The 21259-nt window shown below is 43.3% G+C and carries 17 protein-coding genes and 2 pseudogenes; 1 reads left to right on the top strand and 18 read right to left on the bottom strand.

Annotated features, from left to right (window positions below; all coding sequences use genetic code 11):
• Nucleotides 1-103: 103 nt before the first annotated feature.
• From Q0991_RS10590 to Q0991_RS10545, 10 genes and pseudogenes are all read right to left on the bottom strand, one after another.
• The gene (locus tag Q0991_RS10590; protein WP_299488175.1) at nt 104-262 is read right to left on the bottom strand and encodes a hypothetical protein; all 159 of its coding nucleotides are present in this window, start codon (nt 260-262) and stop codon (nt 104-106) included.
• 404 nt (nt 263-666) lie between these two features.
• Nucleotides 667-1080, bottom strand: a complete 414-nt coding sequence (locus tag Q0991_RS10585) for a hypothetical protein (RefSeq protein WP_299488173.1) — start codon at nt 1078-1080, stop codon at nt 667-669.
• A gap of 447 nt (nt 1081-1527) precedes the next feature.
• Nucleotides 1528-3534 (bottom strand): NACHT domain-containing protein, encoded by a 2007-nt coding sequence (locus tag Q0991_RS10580; protein WP_299488170.1) that lies wholly within the window; start codon nt 3532-3534, stop codon nt 1528-1530.
• A gap of 461 nt (nt 3535-3995) precedes the next feature.
• Nucleotides 3996-4135: pseudogene (locus tag Q0991_RS10575) on the bottom strand (ISKra4 family transposase); the annotation flags it as partial.
• 72 nt (nt 4136-4207) lie between these two features.
• Entirely contained in the window at nt 4208-6385 is a 2178-nt protein-coding gene (locus tag Q0991_RS10570) for a peptidoglycan-binding domain-containing protein (RefSeq protein WP_299488168.1), read from the bottom strand.
• A gap of 27 nt (nt 6386-6412) precedes the next feature.
• On the bottom strand, nt 6413-8953 hold the full coding sequence (locus Q0991_RS10565; protein WP_299488166.1) for a peptidase domain-containing ABC transporter: 2541 nt from the start codon (nt 8951-8953) through the stop codon (nt 6413-6415).
• On the bottom strand, nt 8940-9719 hold the full coding sequence (locus tag Q0991_RS10560) for a peptidylprolyl isomerase (RefSeq protein WP_299488164.1): 780 nt from the start codon (nt 9717-9719) through the stop codon (nt 8940-8942). The genes Q0991_RS10565 and Q0991_RS10560 overlap by 14 nt, the downstream gene beginning before the upstream one ends.
• Nucleotides 9716-10960, bottom strand: a complete 1245-nt coding sequence (locus Q0991_RS10555) for an HlyD family efflux transporter periplasmic adaptor subunit (protein WP_299488161.1) — start codon at nt 10958-10960, stop codon at nt 9716-9718. The genes Q0991_RS10560 and Q0991_RS10555 overlap by 4 nt, the downstream gene beginning before the upstream one ends.
• Nucleotides 10961-11156: 196 nt before the next feature.
• The gene (locus Q0991_RS10550; protein ID WP_299488159.1) at nt 11157-11900 is read right to left on the bottom strand and encodes a hypothetical protein; all 744 of its coding nucleotides are present in this window, start codon (nt 11898-11900) and stop codon (nt 11157-11159) included.
• Nucleotides 11901-12315: 415 nt separating this feature from the next.
• The gene (locus tag Q0991_RS10545; RefSeq protein ID WP_299488157.1) at nt 12316-12600 is read right to left on the bottom strand and encodes a hypothetical protein; all 285 of its coding nucleotides are present in this window, start codon (nt 12598-12600) and stop codon (nt 12316-12318) included.
• Between the two features lie 363 nt (nt 12601-12963).
• Here Q0991_RS10545 and Q0991_RS10540 point away from each other — a divergent pair, with 363 nt between their 5' ends.
• Nucleotides 12964-13866 (top strand): sugar ABC transporter substrate-binding protein, encoded by a 903-nt coding sequence (locus tag Q0991_RS10540; RefSeq protein ID WP_299488154.1) that lies wholly within the window; start codon nt 12964-12966, stop codon nt 13864-13866.
• Between the two features lie 13 nt (nt 13867-13879).
• Here Q0991_RS10540 and Q0991_RS10535 read toward each other — a convergent pair whose 3' ends face one another.
• The 8 genes and pseudogenes from Q0991_RS10535 to Q0991_RS10500 form a co-directional block, all read right to left on the bottom strand.
• Nucleotides 13880-16465, bottom strand: coding sequence for an AAA-like domain-containing protein (locus tag Q0991_RS10535; protein ID WP_299488152.1), 2586 nt, complete (start codon nt 16463-16465; stop codon nt 13880-13882).
• A complete protein-coding gene (locus tag Q0991_RS10530) occupies nt 16455-17771 on the bottom strand; it encodes an AAA-like domain-containing protein (RefSeq protein WP_299488151.1) in 1317 nt (438 codons plus the stop codon). Before Q0991_RS10530 ends, Q0991_RS10535 begins: the two co-directional genes overlap by 11 nt.
• Nucleotides 17772-17873: 102 nt before the next feature.
• A pseudogene (locus Q0991_RS10525) lies at nt 17874-18067 on the bottom strand (IS1 family transposase); the annotation flags it as partial.
• Nucleotides 18068-18110: 43 nt separating this feature from the next.
• A complete protein-coding gene (locus Q0991_RS10520; protein WP_299488148.1) occupies nt 18111-18764 on the bottom strand; it encodes a hypothetical protein in 654 nt (217 codons plus the stop codon).
• Between the two features lie 109 nt (nt 18765-18873).
• Entirely contained in the window at nt 18874-19995 is a 1122-nt protein-coding gene (locus Q0991_RS10515) for an alkene reductase (protein WP_299488146.1), read from the bottom strand.
• Between the two features lie 94 nt (nt 19996-20089).
• Nucleotides 20090-20278 carry a DUF4351 domain-containing protein gene (locus tag Q0991_RS10510; protein WP_299488180.1) on the bottom strand — a complete coding sequence of 63 codons (189 nt, stop codon included), beginning with the start codon at nt 20276-20278 and terminating at the stop codon, nt 20090-20092.
• 17 nt (nt 20279-20295) lie between these two features.
• Nucleotides 20296-20958 (bottom strand): ABC transporter ATP-binding protein, encoded by a 663-nt coding sequence (locus tag Q0991_RS10505; RefSeq protein WP_299488177.1) that lies wholly within the window; start codon nt 20956-20958, stop codon nt 20296-20298.
• Nucleotides 20959-20982: 24 nt separating this feature from the next.
• On the bottom strand, nt 20983-21259 hold a 277-nt coding region (locus Q0991_RS10500), incomplete at its 5' end, for an FtsX-like permease family protein (RefSeq protein ID WP_299488143.1).

The following is a 21259-nucleotide window of genomic DNA, read 5'->3' as shown; positions in this document are numbered from 1 at the left end:
TGAGAATCGCAAGGCCATTTTCAATCGAAGGATGGTACCGAATATCAATGAAAATCTACGTGGGAGAAAGACGCCAAAGCCAGGTCCGAAAAGACTGTTTGATTCATCCATCTTCCAGGAAAGATTCAATACCATTGAGCGCATCTTTGCTTGGGAAGATAAATTCAAGCGCTTGCTGCTGCGATTCGAGCGGATCAGTAAATTGCACTATGCCCTGAAAAGCTTGGCATACACGATGATCAATCTTCGGCGTTTTTGCCAAGGTTAGCCTCAACTTAAAATCTATAAATTCTAGAGGTCTCTGTAACTGAGATCCAGTTTGTTATGCAAGGAAAACGGAATTATGGGGTTAATTCTAAAAGTGAGGTGATGCAATCACCTAATTCTTATTTCTTTGTTATTCATGTTAGGTTAAACAGCCGATTTATCAGGTCAACTGGATAAAAACCCGAAATGAGTTGTTACCCACTTTTGATCCAAGCCGAGTTCGTCAAACTCAATAGGTAGTTGAATATCTTGTTCAAAATTTACTGGTACTGCCTCCAAACCCTAAACCAAGTCTCCAAACCGCAAATCAGATAGGGACTTATCGTTGTCAGGGCCTCACGATCAATTGTCACTTGACTTTAGGCCTTGTTCCGAATTCCATCGTCATGAGAGTCGCAACTAGGTCATTGAGATAGTTTGAATAGACTTATATGGGTACATTAGCCACGATAGTTCAGGGCAATCAACATAACCAATTATTAACTGACCACTATGCGAATGAATTACCAATATCTCATTGGGACTACTCTGGCGATAAGAATTTATGTATAGGTAAATTGAAAGTTTGACAGCTCCGTGACCAAGGTTATCGGATAACTTCATAGCGAAAATAGAACTTGAGAATTCAGGTTTCGCCAAAATTCCTGTTCGCTCATCTTCAATGGAATGGAGATAAATATCCTCTTGCGCCTTTTCAGGATGGTTAACTCTTAAGAGCATTGAACATTCAATTATGATGCTTAAATCATCTTTGATTACAGATGAAATCCGACTGGCAAAACTATTCACGAAATCTTCATCATCAACGCTCATAGCTTTTCCAAATATATGGACTCAGATCAAGAAGTGTAGTAAAAGGCTTTATCATGTGATTGTTCATAACGCTAAGCTCTAATGGGTGAGTTGTTTTTATGGTTATATCTATGAGATTTTCTGAAAACACTTTTTCATTGATCTAGTGTCGTAAATCTGCATTAATAGAAATTATAAATAGGGCGTAAAAATATAAATTTAGCCTTTATAAAAACTCAAGCACGATAACATTAAAAAGTATTTTATTTTTCAATTCTTAAAAGCCTCAAAAATTACCAGAACGACTAAATAAATTAAGATTATAGGTTGGAGTCTAAAGAGTAAATTTCTTCAAGTCAATAAGTCATTATCAAATGGTAGAAATAATTTATATCTATCCTAAACTTGATATACGTTAACTAGGTCTTTGAGCATCGAAACTGTTATAAGAAGCGATACATTCATTGATTATGACTGTTCCACGGTTTCAGCGAATCTTTTGCGGAGCAAATCATGGACAAATCGGTAGCGGCCACCAGTCTTTTGAATGAATTGATGGTTTTCAGCATGTTGGAGGAACCTTGCGTAATTCCAGGGAGCGACACCAGTTCTCCAAAGGATTATGCGGAGTACAGTGTAATGAAAAGCACCTTTTGTTCCGCGAAACAACCCGCTAAGTAGCCCAATTAACAGACCAAATTTTAACTGCCCTAATCCTCCGCAAATTAGCCCGAAAGCAAGGCTGTAAATCATTCCGAAAGCAAGGCCATTTTTGATTGAATTTTTTATTTTCTGATTAAGTGAAGCTTTATATTCTTTAATTATACTTACAGTATAAAATCCTTGCATTAAAGTTATAATTCCTACGAAAATTATCCCTCCAATTAGTCCAAAAAATAACCCATAAATCAACCCATAACTACGTCCGTAAAAAAGACCGCTTGTAAACCCATAATTAACTCCAAGATTTAGTAGTATTTTTAGCTTAATTGTGCGAGATAGACTCCAAGAAAATCTAACTCTACCTAACAAGAAAAAGCTCCTTAGCTCGATATCCTCCACTACACCCAGTCCAACCACTAGTCCCATAAATAAGCCAAAAGGCACTTCGAATATCAGCCCTAAGCTCTGTCCAAGAACTAGATTAAAAAACCACCTAATTAATAGTACGGTAACTAACGCCAAACACATTGCACAAACCAGCCCAAAACTCAAAAGGTAAAATTCACAATTACTCCTATGTAGCCAAGAAAACTTTAGGTTTTCTATTTGAAACTCAGTTATCCTCTCAGTTTCTAGTTTTGAAGCTAGCCAACTTAGATATTTATAGGTTTGTTCAGGGTTGGGCAGTTGCCCTATTGGATAACCCTCAAAATTATTTGAATCATAAAGTTGTTTATGGATGTAAATATCTAGTAATTCTTCAGGGCTTAGAATACTTTGTCCCTGATAAGCGATAGCTAGTAACAGAAGGAAAAATGGTGACCGAGCCAATTCTAAAAGATTAGGTTGAGATATCAGGGTATTCCACAATGAATTACGGTTTGATCTATTGAGATAGTCTAGAATCTGATTGTCTTCAAGTGGTTGTAGGTAAATAGCTCCATTCAAGCGTTTTAGATATTCCCCTTGTGCTTCGATTGCTTCATATTCTTTGCGGCGACAACACACGACTAGTTGCAAGTGGAATATATCTAGGAAACTGTTGATGTCCCTTACACATTGAATCTGTTTTTCTATTCGACATTTGTCTGCCTCTTGAGTCTTGACTACAGCGCTATCATCCACCCCTCTTAACTCATCCAGCCCATCCAATAAAGGAAGCAACTGCTTTTGCTTTAACCAGATTAGGGAGACAATGATAGGAATACCGTACTTATCAAGCAATTGTTGAGCAAGCCAATATGTAAACCCTCCTTTGCCACTCCATTCGGATAGTTCAAAAATTACAGGAATTGGTTTTTCTGGTGATTGCTGCGCCTGATAGAGTAAATCCCTAAATAGAACCAACAGTTCATTCGTTTTCCCAGAACCGGGTTCTCCTAAAATCAATAACCGTCCCTTAATGTCCCGCCGTTCCAAGAGTTCATGAGTGGAAGTTCGAACATTTACAGATTCATATGGTGTGGGTTCAAGAAAAACCTTGAGTACGCGTTTGACGAAAATAACTTGAGGTTGTTCATTTTCTTCTTCTTGAACTAGTGGGGAATTCCCCTGTCCATTCTGTCTCTGCTGCTCCTCTCGTCTTGAATCAATCTGAATTCTGTGGTGTAGCGAGTCTTCCAAACGTTTATCGGCTTGCTTGAGCAAGATTTCAATCAGTTCCGCTCGTACCTTTTTCAAGTAACCAATATTAATTTTGGGCTTTTTACGAAAGAGGAACTTTTGGGCAAACTTGATGATTTTCTCTATTTTGCTAGTCCACTTAGCAATTGCTGCTATCAGACATCGTGCCGAGATACGTTTAAGAAACATGCAAGATGGTCTCAGGAGCGATAAACACTTATAGAAATCTCTCGTTCAAGATTTTCCAACCATTATCCGTTGTGCATAACGCCATCAATAGGGGTGGAGTATGTGTAAAAAGGTGTAAGATAACGACAGAAGATAAGTATAGAAATGCATATAGCTACTCGCAGAAAGATATTGCATAAAGTATTTCAAGGCTTTCAGGCAACATAGAATTAAAGGATTTTACGTAGAAAAATCAGTTTCACTTTGCACTCATTGGTAAGACTATTGAGATAACTTTGAGGAAATCATGTATGGTCAAATTCTCTCAATAGACTTTCAGAAACGGATGCAATGAATCGAAGCGAGTTCATGTGACTTCATATAGGTTATTTGGCCTCAAGTTTAATCAATGCAAGAAGCTCAATATTGTCTATTAGAGGAGATTTGGGGTGTACTAGCAGCTTCAGTTGTTTTAAGCCAAAAAGATTGCGGGCAAGCCACAAACCCAGGGCCAGAGCTGCCCAAATCATGGCACTCAGGCTAGAGAAGTTATTGAGCGTTGGTGATAGCGTTGCCACTGCACGGGCTCTAAGCAAAGTGAGGGGATGGGATCTATAGTCAAGGGGCTTTTTTTATTGGGTAGGGATGGTGTGATACCATCCTTCTTTCTTATAGAGCATTTGGACTCATCCAACTAGTGGCTACGCAATGGTACTCCTGAATTGTTGACATATGGATTCTCATCAAATGCTGATCGCTCTGGAACATATTGATCTGGGCTAGCAGGTGCAGGAATATGACCTGATTGCTGTGGATAACTTGGACTACTATATTCATAACGACCATCTTCTCCATTATGAAGAATTAAGTGTTTCCATTCTTCTGCAAATCTTGAAAAGCTTCCAGTTCTATCATAAACTTGCATCGCTTGAACCGTCCGATAAGACGAATTTATATCAGCTTCATTGAGATACCCATTTCCTACTAAAAGGGGTTGAAGAACTGGCAAACCGAATCTAGATTCTTTATCGATGATTATTCGTTTTGCTTCGTTTAATGGTAAATCAACTAGAGGTCCATGATATCCATCAGTAAACCCTACAATAGTATGATTACTGGTATTTTTTGATGTGTTTATATCATCATTAACTAAAACAGGATCAACTCCAACTGGTGTAATTTCATATTGACCTTGTTTTCCTTTTATTGAAGTTGTACCAAAAACGCCTGCTTGCTGCTTATCAAACGCAAACTTAGTCCATATGAAGGCTTTTTCATTGTCTGATAAATCATGGCGCGAGGCTAATTCATCGATTAAGTCAGCAACATCGAAATGAGTTAGTTCATAAACGCCATCAATATGATTTTGGGCATGTTTTTTAATTAAGTCATCCCTAAAATCAATTAGATATTCTTGCCTTTCAAGTGGAATTCTTTCATTATTGTCACCAACTTTATCAGTAAATGGACGTTCATCTTTACTCGGAATATTACTACTGAAAAAACCTTCTGGATCAGAGATATTGACTGGCCAATTATTAAAATCTTGAGGCACCGTTTCAACCGAATCAAAACTTATCCGCTGGATAATTGCCTTATTAATAGCGTCCCAGGTTTCAGGCCCGACAATACCATCTATCTTTAAACCATGATCCTGTTGAAATTGCCTAGTAACTGCATCAGTCTTACTACCAAAATATCCATCTACATCGATGTCATACCCAAGATCTTCAAGTTGGTGCTGCCACTTAGCTACTTTTTTGCCAGAAAGCACATCTGTTGATTGATGATAACTTAGTATCTCACTAGTTTTATGTTCGATCGGATTAGGATACTTTGAAGCTGACAATTCTTTAACATCGTCATACATGGCCTGAGCAGCACTCGGACTAGCAGTCGCTATTTGATCTGCATTTTTTAACTGCTGATTGATTTTTTCAGAGGCATACGGACTAGCAGTAGCAAGTAAATCGACTATTTCTTCTGGCTTTTTGGTTTCTCGGATCATCTCTTCAGCAGTCAAAGCAGAATTTTCGACACTGAATGTGATGCCACCTAAAGTCAGCTGCGAATAGTCATTTTCAGCCTTTAAGCGTTGGATCTCATCGCGTGAAAGGTTTTCACCTTGAGCAATTCTGGCGAAGATCTCTCCTTCATCTCCAGGGGAATCCGCGATCTTCAATTGACCATCAATATGGTGTCCCAACTCCTCAAGAAGTACTTCAGACACTACTTCAAGATTATGTCGATGATTGTATAAAAATGTATCAGAAATAAATATCTTCTCACTCCCGTAGGCTGCATTTCCTTCCAATAGTCCATCGGTTACTATCTCAATTTCAGGGATTTCTTGCCCAGCCGCTATAGTCTGTAATAGGTCTTCTGCTTCGTGTGAATCCCAATGCTGTCCGATAGCCGTGGCTAATTTTGCTCGCCACTCGGGGTCTTGTAGGAAGGTATCAAGATGAGCCTGTGTGTTGGTTTGTGCCCGAGTTAGCGTTTCCTGTAATGGATGATCTTCCTTGTGGAATGAGCTAAAGTATTTCCCATCAATTGCCTGCCCCTCATTCATCGCCCCCCACTCTTGAGCATGACGTTGTGCAATTGTTTCCAGACTTTCACCCTGAGGTCCTTGAGGGTTTACCACTATTGAATGACTCTTCTCGGCCGGGCTGAGATCTCCACTCCCTAAAGGCCTAGGATCACTCTCAGTCTGAGGTGAAAGAAAGGGGATTGAACTCGCCCGAGCCCATTGACGGGCCTTCCCTATAACAGAATGACCGTTCCTATCAAAGGAACTTGTTTGTAATAAAGCCCCATCACTATTGGTGAGGGCCGCCTCCTGTAAAAGTTGTTCTTTCTTCGTATACATCCTAAAAACTCCTAAGTGGTCAATATTCTAGATGGACATCAACTGACCTTGATACAAGGTCTGATAAACCCCCCCTTGACTCAGCAAGTCTTCATGATTGCCCTGCTCCACAATCACCCCTTGCTCTAGCACCAGAATCAGATCCGCTAGTTTCAAGGGTTCAAATCGATGAGCAATCATAAATACTGTCCGTTCCTGAGCAAATTGCATCAAATGCTGCAGCACCCGCTTTTCCGTCTCACTATCGAGACCCGTCGTCGCCTCATCTAGGATCAGAATTGGTGCATGAGATAGAAAGATGCGCGCCAACGCCAACCGTTGGCGCTGTCCCCCGGATAGAGACACTCCCCGTTCCCCAATCGGCGTCTCATACCCTTGGGGCAACTGACAGATAAACTCATGGGCCACCGCCTGATGAGCCGCTGTGGCAATCTCGTCCATCCCCACATTCGGCAAATTGAGGGCAATATTGTCCGCCACCGTGCCATTGAACAGATAGTCATCCTGGAGGACAACCCCAATCTGCTCCCTCACTGAGGTTATGTCTGCCGTCTTCACTTCCACCTGATCCAGCAGAATGCGTCCAGACTCCGGTTCATACAGCCGCTGCAGCAGCTTCGATAGAGTACTCTTCCCCGACCCGCTGCGGCCCACCACCCCCACGAGCATCCCCGGCTCCACCGTAAAGGAGATGCCCTTCAATACGGGGGCTAATCCAGCCTGGTAGCGGAAGCAGACCTGCTCAAAAGCCACTCGGCCTTGTAACGGTGGCAGCACTATCCCTGTCCCTGGGTTTGCTTCCGGTGGCATATTGAGGATGTCTCCTAACCGGTCTACGGACAGCATCACCCGTTGGAACTCCTGCCACAGCTCCACCAGCCGCAAGAGAGGACCCGTCACTCGTCCTGATAGCATCTGGAAAGCGACTAGTGCTCCCACCGTAAAAGGCGGATCTAGAGTGGGATCCATCACGAGTCGGGCACCCACCCACAGTATTAAGAGGTAAGAAAAATTCGTTAAAAACTGACCCAAATTCTGACCCACATTGGAAGCCGTTGCTGCTCGAAAGCTAGTGCGGATATAGCGGGCAAACAGCCCTTCCCACCGCTGCCGGGTGGTGTACTCTGCACCATGGGCCTTGACCGCATGAATCCCCGTCACTGTTTCCACCAGGAAGGATTGGCTATCTGCACTGCAGTTAAAGGTCTCATTTAGCCACCGTCGTAGTAAAGGAGTGACCACCAGGGATAGCCCCGCAAATAGGGGAATCACCGCCAGTGCTACTATCGTCAGCAGTCGGCTGTACCAGAGCATCAGGGCAATATAAGCCACGGAGAACAGGCTATCAAGAACCACTGTCAGGGCTGTTCCCGTTAAGAACTGGCGAATATTCTCTAACTCCTGCACTCGCGCTACTGTATCCCCCACTCGCCTGACTTCGAAGTAATTTAAAGGCAACCGCAGAAGATGGCGGAATAGCTGAGCCGACAGTTTTAGGTCTAGCCGATTGGTGGTATGGGTAAAGATAAAAAGCCGTAAAATACCTAACCCTGCCTGAAAAGTCGCAGCTCCTAGCAGCGCGACAATCATTGTATTCAGTGTCGGTAGGCTTTGGTATCGAACAGCATGGTCAATGATTTTCTGAGTTAGAATCGGCGTAGCTAAGCCCAGCATCTGCAGCGTAATCGAGGCGATCAATACCTCACTCAGTAACTGCTGGTATTGCCAGATTGCCGGTAGGAACCAGCCCAAATGGAACCGTTCTTGAATTTGAGTCAGGGCAACAGGCCACAGCTGCCCATTCCAATGTTGTTCAAGCAGAGAACGGTCAATACTCTGACAAGATTGGTCAGGGTGAGTCGGTAGACCGATCACCAAGCGGTTGCCCTCTAGTCCATAGGCCACTGCCCAATCTACACGCTCAAGCGTCTGCCACTGCAGTAGAGCGGGGTAAGATGATCGCCGTAGGTCTTCCCAGTCGACTTGAATGGCTTGCACCTGTAAGCCTATCTTCTCGGCAAGTTTTGCCACTTGGTTGGGCGAAGACTGACGAAGATGTCTTTGTATCTGGTTTAATGGAACGGGACATTGGAGATACTCTGTTGCCATCGCGAGGGCTGCAGCAGCCGTGGCGGGGCTACCCACGAAAGGATAACCAGAGACAGGCCACCATTCCTGAGGATCAAGGGTTTGAATGCGATGTCTTTGGTCTTGCCAAAACAGAGTGATCTGCTCCTCGGTGATAGATTGCCAGCATTCAATGGGCCAACGTAATACGACCACCTCTTTGTCTGAGGCAACCGCTCGAATTGAACCTGACAGATGCAAGGCATCTCCGAACCAGTCTCCCGGTTTGAGAACCGCCAATGAGCGAGATTCACCTGCTTCCCGAAGCCGAACCTTGCCAACGAGGATCTGAAAATGAAAGCCGGGAGTAGCTGTCGACCAAAGGATCTGACCGGTAGAATATCGCTGCTCAAGAGCAGCAGATTGAAGTTTGAGCTGTTGTTGAGGAGAAAGCCAGCACAGAGGCTGCTCCTCCCAACGTGGATATTCAGCAAAATACATGATGATCACCTAACGCAGAGGGAACATCAATCGATGGTCGGTGGTTATGGAGCCACTCTTTGAATAGAATCTCAGTTAATTGTTCTTGTGCCTCTTTCAAGGACAAGGAATGGATTGCTTCCAAGCGAAGTAAGTACCAGACCCCCTCTACCGACAGAGGACCTATGATTTGGTTGGGGTCTGCAGTATCGACTGCCGCTCTTATGACGATGGGAAGTTTGCCCCGACTACAAATAATTTGGCCAGTATCAGAAAGGAGAGAATAAGTTTGGGCCAGCATCGTGAAGGAAGCTTTTTCCTCCACCAACTGTATGTAAAGCTCTTCTGCTTCGTTTTTCTCAGCCACCACGATGCGAGACAAGATTACCTGATCAAGAAGCAACTTTTTGCTGATATAAGCCTGGGGTAAGCGGGGAGTAACAATTTTCTCCATCAGCTTTTTAACTTGCAGATGATAGATAATCTCGTCTAGCGAAGTATGACTTACTGACCCCCTTGAGCCTTTTTTTTCATCCTGGCTAATGGTTTCGAACATATGATTCTGGGACTGCCGCTGGAGCAGCTCCTTTTCAATCTCTACCGAATCAACGGTAATCATTGTCTCGGCTAGGGCTTGTTGGATAAGGTACTGGTCTTGGATAGCGTTGAAAACAACGTCTAGAAGTCCTGCTCTCCTGAGGTAAAGACTGATCGTGTTCCAATCCAGGGGGACTCCCGACAGAGTGAGAACGGGTGAGGATATTGGAAAAGTAGATTGAGTCGTCATTTGAGGCTGTCCTCCAAACTCTTAGTAATGGGTTCTAGTAGTAGGCTGAGGACTGACTTTTCTCCGGTAATAATCTCGACAGAGCCTGCCATACCCGGCTTCAAGTGAATGTTTTTCCCTCGGTTATTGATAGCCCTTTGATCAAGGGTAAGAGTGGCCTGAAAATAGGGAGGTTGACCTTCTTGCTCAACGCTATCTGGAGAAATTTCCTTTACAGTTCCCATTATCTGTTTAACTTCCAAAGCTTCCAAGGCATCGAGTTTCACCCTCGCCCTCATGCCAGGACGGATCAATGGAGCATCTTTGGAGCTAAAATTAACCTTCATGACAAGCGGCAACCCTTCTGGTGATAAGGTCAACAGTTCTACGCCTGACTGGACATGAGTCTGACCAGAGGTAGTTTTAACATTGAAAGCTGTCCCCGCTACGGGTGCCTTAATCGTGGACTGATCAATCTGATGTTGAATCTGGTCTCGCTGTCGCTGCAGTTCAATCTTTTTAAGCTGTAGCTCCTGTACCTGAGCCAGGCTGCCATAACGGGTTTGTTGATCTTGGAGGGGGATCTGATTCAAGTTTTTTTGGACAGCTACCCGTTGCATCTTTAGCTGGGCTCGTTCTTTTAAGTGAGAGCGAGTGGACTTTGAGAGTAGCCAGCCTTGAGTAGGGTCCTGGGGAAAGGGGTGCAACTCTAACGCATTATCTACAAGTCTGATCTGCTGGTTGATACCCTTTAATTCATTTTGAAGAGCCTGGGATTGATGGTGTAGACCTTGGTTAGATGTATGCTTTACCGCTTGGATCAAGGTCTCAGTCTCCTTCATCTGTTGGTTAAGATGGACAATTTCTCGGTGAAGGTGCTCCGTTTTCAAAGCAAAGAGAACTTGTCCTGGGACCACCCGCTGATTTTCCTTCACTACCCGCTGAATCTCCCCAGATATAGGTGCGTGGATGGGTTGAACCTGCTGTAGGGGAACAGTTTTCCCAGTTGCTTGAGCGACTTGCTCTTGTTGGCTGAAGGTTGCCCAGGTAATTGTTCCAAACACAACGAGAGTAATTGTTCCAGCCAAAATCCGAGTATAAAAAGCGGGCAAAACTCGGACTGCCTTGCCTAATTCATGGGATAAGTAACCTTGTGATTGGGTAAATTGATGTTTAGTTTGCTGATGTTGAGCAGCAATAGTGTTTAGTTCTTTTTTCTCAGTTGAATCTAGAGTAGTTGAGTGGAGTTGATTCAAATTCATAATCTCCTCCTTAATCTTTATCAGAAAAGGGTACAAATACGATCTGAGACTAATTTGGGCAGTTGGATATTACAGAAATAAATGTAGAGAAAACTTTGATAAAGCATTGCTATTAGGGAAAATGGCACACCAACCCTGGCTTGGTTCCAAATGAAAAATTTTAATGCTGGTATTGATCTGATGATTTAGGACTCTTTTACATTGGTGATAGTATCTTCACGTTCCCATTAGACTTAGTTAAACGAGGTAAGTAAATAATTTTTTGGAAGTGTTGATTTGTCGTAGTGTTAGGTTGCTTAGGGAGTAAGCTATTCAACGGCAGCTTATACTGCAACTGTTGATCCCCAACTTTGACTCGTAGCTTCCCATATTGTGTGGGATCTGCAATCAAATTTCCCTTGGCATCTCTAGCTGAGAATAGAAGAAAATGCATATTTCCGCCTAACTCACCAGCCATTTGGCGCATATAACCTTGCATAAAAGGAATGAATATCTTCATGAAAGGATCACTACTCCTAGAATCATCTAACGGGCGATATACCTTGCCAGCAGAATCAATTATTGTGACTTTCTCCAGGACGGAAGTTCGATCCTGGAATTTGAAAAACCCTATTTCTGTCTGCCTTCCTGAGAGCACAGCTAACATAATATAGGGTTCGAAACGTGTAGAGATTCTTTGAATTCGTTCTTCACTCCATGATCGTTCTTTTCCAAGCTTCTCTATAGCTTCTTTGGCGAACCAAACAACCATGGTAAGTTGATTATTTGTCTGTTTAATCCGAGTAATATCTTGACTAATAACATCATTCATAGAACTGGATTGAGAAAGAGCAACATGCTGGCTGCCTAACCCTATCACTAAGGGAGCAAGGCATCCTAATAACAAAAAAGTTCTTCGATATATAATGGTGATGTCTTTAGTTATCTTCAGGTGTAACATTCTAGTAGACCTCTTTGGATATCAGAAAGGATATAAGTCGTTTTTTAATTATTTTTCAAAAAAGTCCTCTGAAGAAAAGCAAAAAATAATCTTTGTATTCAAATTTTTTTTGAAAACAATTTTACTTGGACTTAAAAATGATTATCAACTTCTATTTGAAGATATTAGATTATTTAATAGTGAATCAAATTAATTCTAGATACTTTATTTGAGTTTCAGAGACAATTTTAATCAATCTCGCTGTTTGACATGTTTATTTAATATATGTCTGATGATTATTTTCAGGTTATCAAATACTAATCAAATACATATTTGAGATTTGAATATGAATACTAAAATGTTAATTTCTAATTTTCCTGTAATTCGATAATATTCCGATACCATGATAAAAAAGGAATTCTCACTCCTACTACCTTTACTTTATACGTTTTCCCTTTCGTAATCTGACGATATAAATCAGGAGAATTGAATTTAAATAAGCTACTGAGTCTGAGTTTTCAAAAGTTTCATCTTCTGTAAAAATAAGATACTTGGATGATTCACTATAAGAATCTTTTCGATAAGAAACTCTCTCTGCATCTTCTACTGTAAAAGTAACATTTTCCTCTGTCGAATAATAAAAAATTGTGGATGTTACTGGCATGAAAAGATATGAAAATATCATCCATGCAATCTGGGCTCTCTCCTTTACTTCTTTCATACTTTCACCTCCCAATAAAATGAGGCTATAGCCATTCATTTCAGGAACTTAGTTGCAAAAAGCTGAACTATTATGATTGGCATTTATCATTTCTAGTCTTATCTTTTATGAAATATTTGCTTATAACAATAGGATTTCTTCAGTTATATCTTGTGACTTTAGTTGCCATGTTCAGGAATAATCAGTTCAGCACTTTGCACAAGATATAATCGCTCTATACTTAAACTCATCATTACTAAATTAGTCATGTTGCGAGTCAAGTTTGTACGTCGAATGATAGTATTCTGCCTGTTAACGGTAATGATGGTTTCCTGTCGGTTAGCGGTTCAATCTACCACAACAACTTTAGGAAGCCAGAATTTAATGACTTCTGAGGTTGATGAACTAAATCTGACACTGATTCAACATGCTTCCTGTCCCTGGGCATATTTTTGGTGTGTCGTTGAGACGGGCATTCACGATGCAGCCCAAGATCTAGGTGTGGAAGTTACAATTCTTCGACCCAATACCTTTGACCCTGATGCAGTGACAAAATTGATTGAGTCGTCAGTTAATAAGCCCACGCAGCCTGATGCTATTGGAGTTGCGATCATTGATTCTGATAAATTTCGAGCCCCCCTCACGAAAGCGATTAAGGAGTTCCATATCCCAGTCATTGCTTACAATGCAGGAGCAGGACCAGAACAAGATCAAATTCCTTATCAAGTTTTTATTGGTCCAGATGAATATAAAGGTGGATATGAAGCTGGGAAACGACTACTTGCAGCGTCTCAATCAGACGCCAAGGGAGCCTGTTTTAACCACCAACCTGGTGCCTTAAACCTTGAGTCTCGATGTCAAGGTTTTTTTGAGGCTTTGGAGGAATCAGGAGTTAACGCAGAAATGGTCAAAATTACGCCCAATCCCGCTGAGTCCAAGAAAATATTGCAAAGCTATCTTGATACCAATCCAGAGACGAATATCTTTCTAACCCTTGGGCCAGAGGCTGCTGTTCCGTTTTATGAAGTTATCCCAGAGAAAAAGGAAAATTACATTCACGGAACTTTTGACCTTAGCCGCACCATCCTGGATGAGATTGAGAAAGGTACGACGTTATTTGCCATAGATCAGCAGCCCTATCTTGAAGGGTATTTAGCAGTACAATGGCTCACTTGGATTCATCGTCATGCATTTAGCCCACCTAGCTCCATAATGTCTACTGGACCTAGTTTTGTGGATCGTAGCAATGTCGAGATCGTCCAACAACAAGTGGGACAGTATCGTTGAAAGCTATTCCTTATTACCTTAAACAAGGCGTTCTGATAGCTAAATCCATATTGAGCTTTCTGAGTTTTTGACATCCTAGATCTAGCAATTGATCTAGATTACGAATAGGCCACTGATGGACCTCTCCCATCACAGTCCCCACCAGCAGGGTTTGATGGTCTGGGGTAATGTCGATGCTGGTAATTGGGCGATGACTTTGCCATTGGGCAACTATTCTTCCGTTGAGATCCCGAACCTGAACCTCACCATCCCAGCTACCGATTGCGAGTAATTGACCATCTGAGCTGAAGCGAATTTGGGTGATGCGTCCATGACCATACTGCCATCTTTCGGGTAAGGCATTTAGGTTCTCAAGATCCCAGAATCGAATAATACCGTCTTCTCCAGCAGAAGCTAGGACTTTACCTTCAGGACTTACATCTAGACTCCAAATCCAGCCACGGTGTCCTTCCAATGTGTTGGAGAGGGCAAGAGTGTGGGTGTCATCAGTGAATGTACAGCCTGAATTTAGGCACAGCTTCCAAAGTTGAATAATGCCATCTTCCCCTGCAGAGGCAAGCCATTCACCATCAGGGGTAAACTGAATATCTCGAACGGGTCCTTGATGTTTTTTGGCGCTTCTAACCCGGAGTGTTCCTTCTAAATCCCAAAGCCGAACTGTACCATCCCAACCGGCGGTAGCAAGATACTGTCCATTGGGACTAAATCGGGTACTCCAAATAGCTTTTTGTTGAGTGTTCCATTGTTGGAGTAATTGCCCAGCGGGAGTCCACAGTCGGACAAAACCGTTGAGGGAAGCAGTGGCGATATGATCACTTCGTGGGTTGAAGTCTGTACTGATAACCATCTCTGCATCCCGATGAGTGAGTTGCTGTTGATGCTTGGAACGTAGCACTCGAACCGTATTCCCCCAACCAGAAACGGCTATGCTTTTCCCATCAGGACTAATGTCTAAATCCCAAATGGCTTCTTCTTTAAGGGGCTTTAAATTCCAGCGGTCTATAGATTGGTCATCCTCATCAAGCAGCTGCTGTAAATCAAGCAAAGGTTGAGTAGTCGGGTAAGTATCAAGGGGCTGATTTCCAACTAATTTTTTCAAATCTCTACCCGAATAAATCGCAAGGTATAAGGCTTCATCTTGATTATTTTTTTGCCTTGCCTGGACTAGTTCAACATGTTTTTGTTCGATTCCTTCAAGGAGACTTTGTTCGTTTTCGGCTTGCCAGCGATTATTAACCCAAAGCAGGGTGGTAACCAGGATGCTTCCCAAGCCTACTACAGCTAGTAAATTCCGGAGGACAATGTTGCGTTGTAATTTCTCTCGCTCTGCTTTGACCTGGCTCAGACGAATAAATTCATAGTCGCGATCACTGAGGCTCTTGCCAACGGCCCAGTTAAGCGATTGTTTTAACATCTTTCCTTTGAGAAGCTTTTCTTCCATATGGTTAGATGTTTCCCAAGCGTTAAACGCCGATGCGTACGGGCGGAGTTGAAGTAACTCCCTCTCTATCCATTTTTGGTTAAAAACTAGACTGTAGATGCGGTTATAAACTACAAGAATGCCCTCATGGTCTCTAACAAGTCCTGATAAGCGGAGTTCAATTTGTTCTGGGCTGCTTTTTGATGTAATTGTGCTGAGGCAAACCTTCTGGTAAAGATCCAGAATCTGAATGGATTTGCGTTCGTTATATAGGATCCGATCCCGAATGGTTCTTAGGTGTACGGGCTCATCCTGAGATTCCCAGTTTTTAATAATTTGCGTTCTAACAACTTGCTCTACTGAAACCTCAAACTCTTTTTGAGCGGTTGCCTCCATGAGTTGGCAAAGCTTTTGGGTGAGAAAGGGTTGCCCCCCAGTCCAGTCCAATATTTCATTCAGTATCTGCTCTGGGTCTTTAACCTTACCTTGAAGTCCGCGAGCCAGGGGCAGGGCCTCATTAAGCTTAAAGCCTTTTAGATTAATCGCCTTACCAATATTGAATGGAGTCCTCCCATGGTCTTTCATCAAGGCTGTGGGAGTTGCAACTCCTAGTAATGCAAAAGTGAGACGTCGATAACTGGGCTTATCTACCCGTAAATTATAAAAGAAGCGAATTAATCCGAGAAAATCATCTGCAGATACTGATTGATTAAGAATAAGATCAATTTCATCTAGAAAAATAACAATGTTGTCCGGAATGGACTCCAGTAGTATTTGCTCGATAAATATTTTTAATCGTTCTATAGGGGTTGATGAATCCCGCTCCTTCAACCAGGTTCGCCAGTTTAGCTTGATTTGGCAATCACTGATAAGGGCTTTGATAATACTGTTGTACCATTTATCAGGGGTTATGCCCTGTGTACCAAACCCAGTGAGGTCAATGGAAGCACATAAAACCCCCTCTGCACGTAGCTTGTGCATTGTTTGCACCCGCAGACTGGATTTACCCATCTGGCGAGAATTAAGAACATAACAGAACTCACCATTTTTAAGATGTTCGTAGAAGATAAAATCGCTTTTACGGGTTACATAGCTAGGGGCATGAATAGGTAAACTACCCCCTACTTGGTAACGATAATCAGGGTGATTTCCCCCCGTTGAGATATGACTAATTTCCATTTTTGCAGCCTAATTCTCGCTGGAAGTATTCTTTATAGAGACTGCAAAAGGGGACGACTAGATTCCCTTCTAGCTTTATGAGCCCAAGACTCTTTAAATGATATATCTGTAAAGAGTTCAATTCGATGCCACTAGGGTTGTTAACCACCGTTCGATAAGCAGCCGTTAACTCCTCAGATTCCAACAGCTCTTCCCTCAAGCGGCGAAGTTGGTGAATAAATATGCCATTGTCTTTATCTGAGGTCTCAAGAACTTTTTGGCAAGACATCCCTTCAACTGCGCCAATGTAAATGGCTAAATGAATCAGGGCTGGATGTCCACCCACTCTGTCACATAAACTTCTGATTTCGGCTTTTCCCCACTTCAACTCATATCTTTCAGCTAATTCCTGAGCCTGGTCTACTAAAAAAGGATCTAAGGTTATGGGCTCTCCCACATTAAATGGTGAGTAGTTTTGATTGAGAGGAACATAACATTCTGTATCGTGGGTAATGACCAGCCGTAATTTTTCCCAGATTACCGAGCTTTTAGACTGCTCATGCCAAAACCTGAGCATGGTTAAAACTTCGCTAGCAAGCTCCGCATTTGGGAAAATCTCCTCTAAACTATCAAGTCCCAATACAAGGGGGTCTTCAATACTAGGTAGAAGGTATTCTTCGAAGTATTGGTTACAAGCGAGCATGATTGAGACATCAGAATCCCAATATTCATCGAGCTTATTTTCTAGTCCCAATTGATTCCCGATGAGTAGGCTCATCCATTGAAGAAATCTTTCTAAGTCGTTCATTAATGCTTGACTCGCCCACTGAAAATCCAGGTATGCAGTTTGATGTTGGTGAGCTTCGGCATATTGCAGAATCCGATTTACCAAGGATGTCTTTCCTGTCGCTCTAACACCCCTAATTCGGATTAAAGTCCCTGGATTCGTTATATTGAAGCAACAGCGACGTTCATCGTCTGAACGCTTTAAATAAAATGGAGAATTCAAAGGCAACGGCCCCATCGGATAAGGCTTGAAAGATTCAAATGAAAGCAGGTTTCTATAAAGTCGTCTGAGAACCTCTCGCAGATTGGACCTTTTCACACTCTCTCCTGTGGCCCTAGTCAGTTTCCTAAAAAGCTTGTGTGCCACATCTTTAGCAATAGTACCGGGTGCATAACCCAGTTTTTCAGCTATTTTTTCATAGGTGAGGCCTTCAAGGCATAATTCAAGGACATCTACTTCTATGTCTTTCAAATACTCGTTATCACACCTAAAAACAGCCTGGTTAGCAGCATTTACAAGCTCTTCATACGGTCTGCTCATTTTGACCTCTTATTTTTAGGACCTGCAGCCAAGTGCATATGAGATGGGTCTGTACTTAGCCACTCATAGTGTGGATGAGCAGATAGGATGTTGCAATTGGATTTATTCAGTAGTTTCAGGTGAAGGTAATGTTGTAGATCTCTGGATCACACTCTGCACAGCTACTCTAAACTCATACTGATTGATGAACAGACTAATCACGATATCGCGAAGCTCCTTACTCCGAGAAAAATAGATTGTCTTGCGCGCTAACCATTTGATTCGAGTCCTTAATGCTTACGCTCGATCTGCTGAGTTTTTCGCCTCCGAACCCCATGATTGTCCTAAGGGATATATCATTCAGAGGCACTCAACCCAAACCTCACCCCCATAAAACCCTCCTTGCTGTTCAATCCGAAACCCACCTAACAGCACTCCGATCATCACAACAACCGTAGGCATCCCCAGCCCCTTCACCAATTCCGCAAACGACACCGCGCCCTTAGCCCCTTCCAAATACTGCGCGATCGCACTCACCCACCCAGAAACATCCTCCTCGTGACTGGCCTTCAAAGCAACCGCCTCCCCACTCTCCAATTCATCCACAAACTCCAGCACTGATTCCATGCTGACCTCACCCACGATAGACTCCACGGGAACCCCCGTGAATCCCTGGTGTTGCTTCCATGATTTGGGCTGGCGGCAAAGATCCGAGACATCCAAGTACATCGTCTCTTGAACCATCCCGGTCAAGAAGTCATCATCTAAAACTGGCCCTTGGGTGTTGTGCCGATCCTCCCAATCCTGGATCAGCAGTTCTGCTCGTTGGCAGACAACATGTGCAATGTCCCTGATCGCATCCCCGGCCACCCGAAGTTTTTCCTGATGAGTTCGCCCCTGCAAGTAATGCTCCAACGATGCACATATCCATGAAATATCGGCCTGCTCTGGTTTACCCAAAGCAGAGGCTAACGTGCTGGCAAAATCAAGCTCAAGTTGGATAGGGGGAGGCATTTGATGCGAATGCGTAGCTAACCTCTCCTGACAGTTTCGTGTTGTTACCCAGTCGCTAGGTCGGCCTACAAATGATGGTACAGAAGAGTAAATAGTAGCAAATCATGAATTAGGTGGTTTTGACTTGGGATTCTGAATAGGTCGGAAAGTCAGTGTATCCTTCTCTCTCAAAGGAATACCAAATCCTTTGCTCGGCTGGTGGATTTAAGGGCCAGCCGTTGGTGAATCGTTCCACTAGGTCTGGATTGCTGATAAACGGACGGCCAAAAGCGATTAAGTTCGCGTAACCATTTGAAATTGCACCTTCTGCATCCTCTTGGCTGTAACCACAGTTGCCAATGATGGGTCCCTTAAATACAGACTGAAATTCAGACAGATGCATGGGTTCACCTAACTCATGGAATCCAAAAGCCAGACCGTCTAGTACGTGAAGATAAGCTAGATCAAAGACATTTAATTGCTGAGAAATATACAAGAAGGTTTCACGATAATCTGGTGACCCCATGTCGTTATAGATGCCATTTGGCGAAAGCCGCACACCAATGCGGTGAGTGGGCCAGACCTGGGAAATTGCCTCAACGACTTCCTTTAGAAATCGATAGCGATTGTCCAGGGTTCCACCGTAACGATCTTGACGTTGATTAGTTTTACTTTGCAGGAAGCTATCGAGCAGATAACCATTGGCACTGTGAATTTCCACGCCGTCAAACCCAGCCGTTTTGGCATTGATAGCCGCATTTCGATAATCTTCTACAACCAGTGGAATCTCATCGGTACTTAAAGCACGTGGGGTTTCGTAGGGCTGCTTGCCTTGTGGGGTATGAATTGAGTCCCCCTCAAGTTTGATAGCCGAGGGGGCTACAGGAAGCTGACGATCCTGATGAAAGCTGCTGTGAGAAGCTCGTCCACAATGCCAAAGTTGTAGAAAAATCTTACCCCCTTTTTCATGAACAGCTTTAGTTACTACTTGCCAAGCTTGGGTTTGCTCTTGGGTGTAAATCCCAGGGACATGCTGCCAACCGATGGCTTGGTCTGAGATAAAGGTTCCTTCTGTAACAATCAAGCCTGCTGATGCCCGTTGAGCGTAGTATTCAGCCATCATTGCATTCGCTAACATTTCTTCCCCAGCTCGCGATCTTGTCATAGGAGCCATGACTATCCGATTGGAAAGCGGCAAATCATGAAGATTGAAACTGCTGAGTAATGTCGGGGATGTTCCTGTTGCCGTCATATCTCGATTCAATTGAATAAGGTGATAACCAAAAAATTGTATCTTGATCGGTGTGAAGCCATGGTTAATAGCGGCACAGACCTCGCACAAACAGTTACCCGGTGCTAATTCGAGAATTCTCCAAACATGCTATCCAAGCGACTAAATCATCTATTCTGTCCAATTCCAGTAGTGCTTTACAGAGTGCTTCAATCTGATTAAAGGCTAGGGACTGAATTCTGGCGATAACTTCAGGGGATAATTCCCCAAATTTGTAATCAAGTTTTGGGAGAACTAACGTCAGCCTCTAATCCTAAAACGTCAGTTTACTATCTGACCATCACTGATCGTGATGCGATGCTGAGCTTGGTTGGCGACCTCAAGTTCATGGGTAATTACCACAATCGTAATGTCCTGTTGGTTCAAAGTCTGAAACAAATTCATGACTTCTTGTGAGGTTTGAGAATCCAGGGCTCCTGTTGGTTCATCTGCTAATAGCAAGGCAGGATTATTCACTAGGGCTCGAGCGATCGCAACCCGTTGCTGCTGTCCACCCGAAAGCTGACTCGGGCGGTTCATCAGTCGGTCGCCTAATCCTACTCGATCCAACATCTCAACAGCTCGTCTACGCCGCTCTGGTTTGGGAATCCCCGTATAGATCATGGGCAACATCACGTTCTCCAAGGCGGTGGAACGAGGCAATAGATTGAATTGTTGAAACACAAAGCCAATCTGTTGATTGCGTATCAGCGCTAATTCATCTTTGGTAAAAGTGGTGAGGTTGCGGTTATCCAGAAAATATTGACCATCCGTGGGCTGATCTAAGCAACCGATGATGTTCATTAATGTTGATTTACCAGAGCCTGAGGCACCCATGATGGAGACATACTCTCCTGGCTGGATGTGAAGGTCGATTCCTCTCAAAATGCGGACCTGATTGTCACCCAGTTGATAGCATTTGGTAATATTTTCCAGAATAATCATGGCTGACACGCTCGCTTTAGACACCTAATCACTGCGAAGAGCCTCAATGGGGTCGAGTCGGGCTGCGTTGCGAGCGGGAATAACCCCTGCGACTAAGCCAACCGTAGTGGATAAACCAACACCAATCGCCACCGCACTACTGGACACAATAAAAGTAAAGCCAAAGGCAGTCGCTGAAATAAAGGTGATGCCTACCCCCAGAACAATGCCAATTACACCCCCCACGACGGAAATCACCACCGACTCCGTTAGAAATTGGCTCAGAATTGCTCCATCCGTAGCCCCTAACGCTTTGCGAATT

Source organism: Acaryochloris sp. IP29b_bin.137 (assembly GCF_028285745.1).
In the GTDB taxonomy this organism is placed as follows: domain Bacteria; phylum Cyanobacteriota; class Cyanobacteriia; order Thermosynechococcales; family Thermosynechococcaceae; genus Acaryochloris.
Note: the sequence above shows the minus strand (reverse complement) of the source record. Positions and strands in the feature narration are given on the sequence as shown.

Bases quoted from the DNA above. Each gene is read 5' to 3' on its own strand.
- Q0991_RS10540 (WP_299488154.1), top strand. From the start codon at position 12,964: ATGACTTCTGAGGTTGATGAACTAAATCTGACACTGATTCAACATGCT.
- Q0991_RS10520 (WP_299488148.1), bottom strand. From the start codon at position 18,764: ATGCCTCCCCCTATCCAACTTGAGCTTGATTTTGCCAGCACGTTAGCC.
- Q0991_RS10530 (WP_299488151.1), bottom strand. From the start codon at position 17,771: ATGAGCAGACCGTATGAAGAGCTTGTAAATGCTGCTAACCAGGCTGTT.
- Q0991_RS10570 (WP_299488168.1), bottom strand. From the start codon at position 6,385: ATGTATACGAAGAAAGAACAACTTTTACAGGAGGCGGCCCTCACCAAT.
- Q0991_RS10580 (WP_299488170.1), bottom strand. From the start codon at position 3,534: ATGTTTCTTAAACGTATCTCGGCACGATGTCTGATAGCAGCAATTGCT.
- Q0991_RS10585 (WP_299488173.1), bottom strand. From the start codon at position 1,080: ATGAGCGTTGATGATGAAGATTTCGTGAATAGTTTTGCCAGTCGGATT.
- Q0991_RS10565 (WP_299488166.1), bottom strand. From the start codon at position 8,953: ATGTATTTTGCTGAATATCCACGTTGGGAGGAGCAGCCTCTGTGCTGG.
- Q0991_RS10550 (WP_299488159.1), bottom strand. From the start codon at position 11,900: ATGTTACACCTGAAGATAACTAAAGACATCACCATTATATATCGAAGA.
- Q0991_RS10555 (WP_299488161.1), bottom strand. From the start codon at position 10,960: ATGAATTTGAATCAACTCCACTCAACTACTCTAGATTCAACTGAGAAA.
- Q0991_RS10560 (WP_299488164.1), bottom strand. From the start codon at position 9,719: ATGACGACTCAATCTACTTTTCCAATATCCTCACCCGTTCTCACTCTG.
- Q0991_RS10535 (WP_299488152.1), bottom strand. From the start codon at position 16,465: ATGGAAATTAGTCATATCTCAACGGGGGGAAATCACCCTGATTATCGT.
- Q0991_RS10505 (WP_299488177.1), bottom strand. From the start codon at position 20,958: ATGATTATTCTGGAAAATATTACCAAATGCTATCAACTGGGTGACAAT.
- Q0991_RS10515 (WP_299488146.1), bottom strand. From the start codon at position 19,995: ATGACGGCAACAGGAACATCCCCGACATTACTCAGCAGTTTCAATCTT.
- Q0991_RS10545 (WP_299488157.1), bottom strand. From the start codon at position 12,600: ATGAAAGAAGTAAAGGAGAGAGCCCAGATTGCATGGATGATATTTTCA.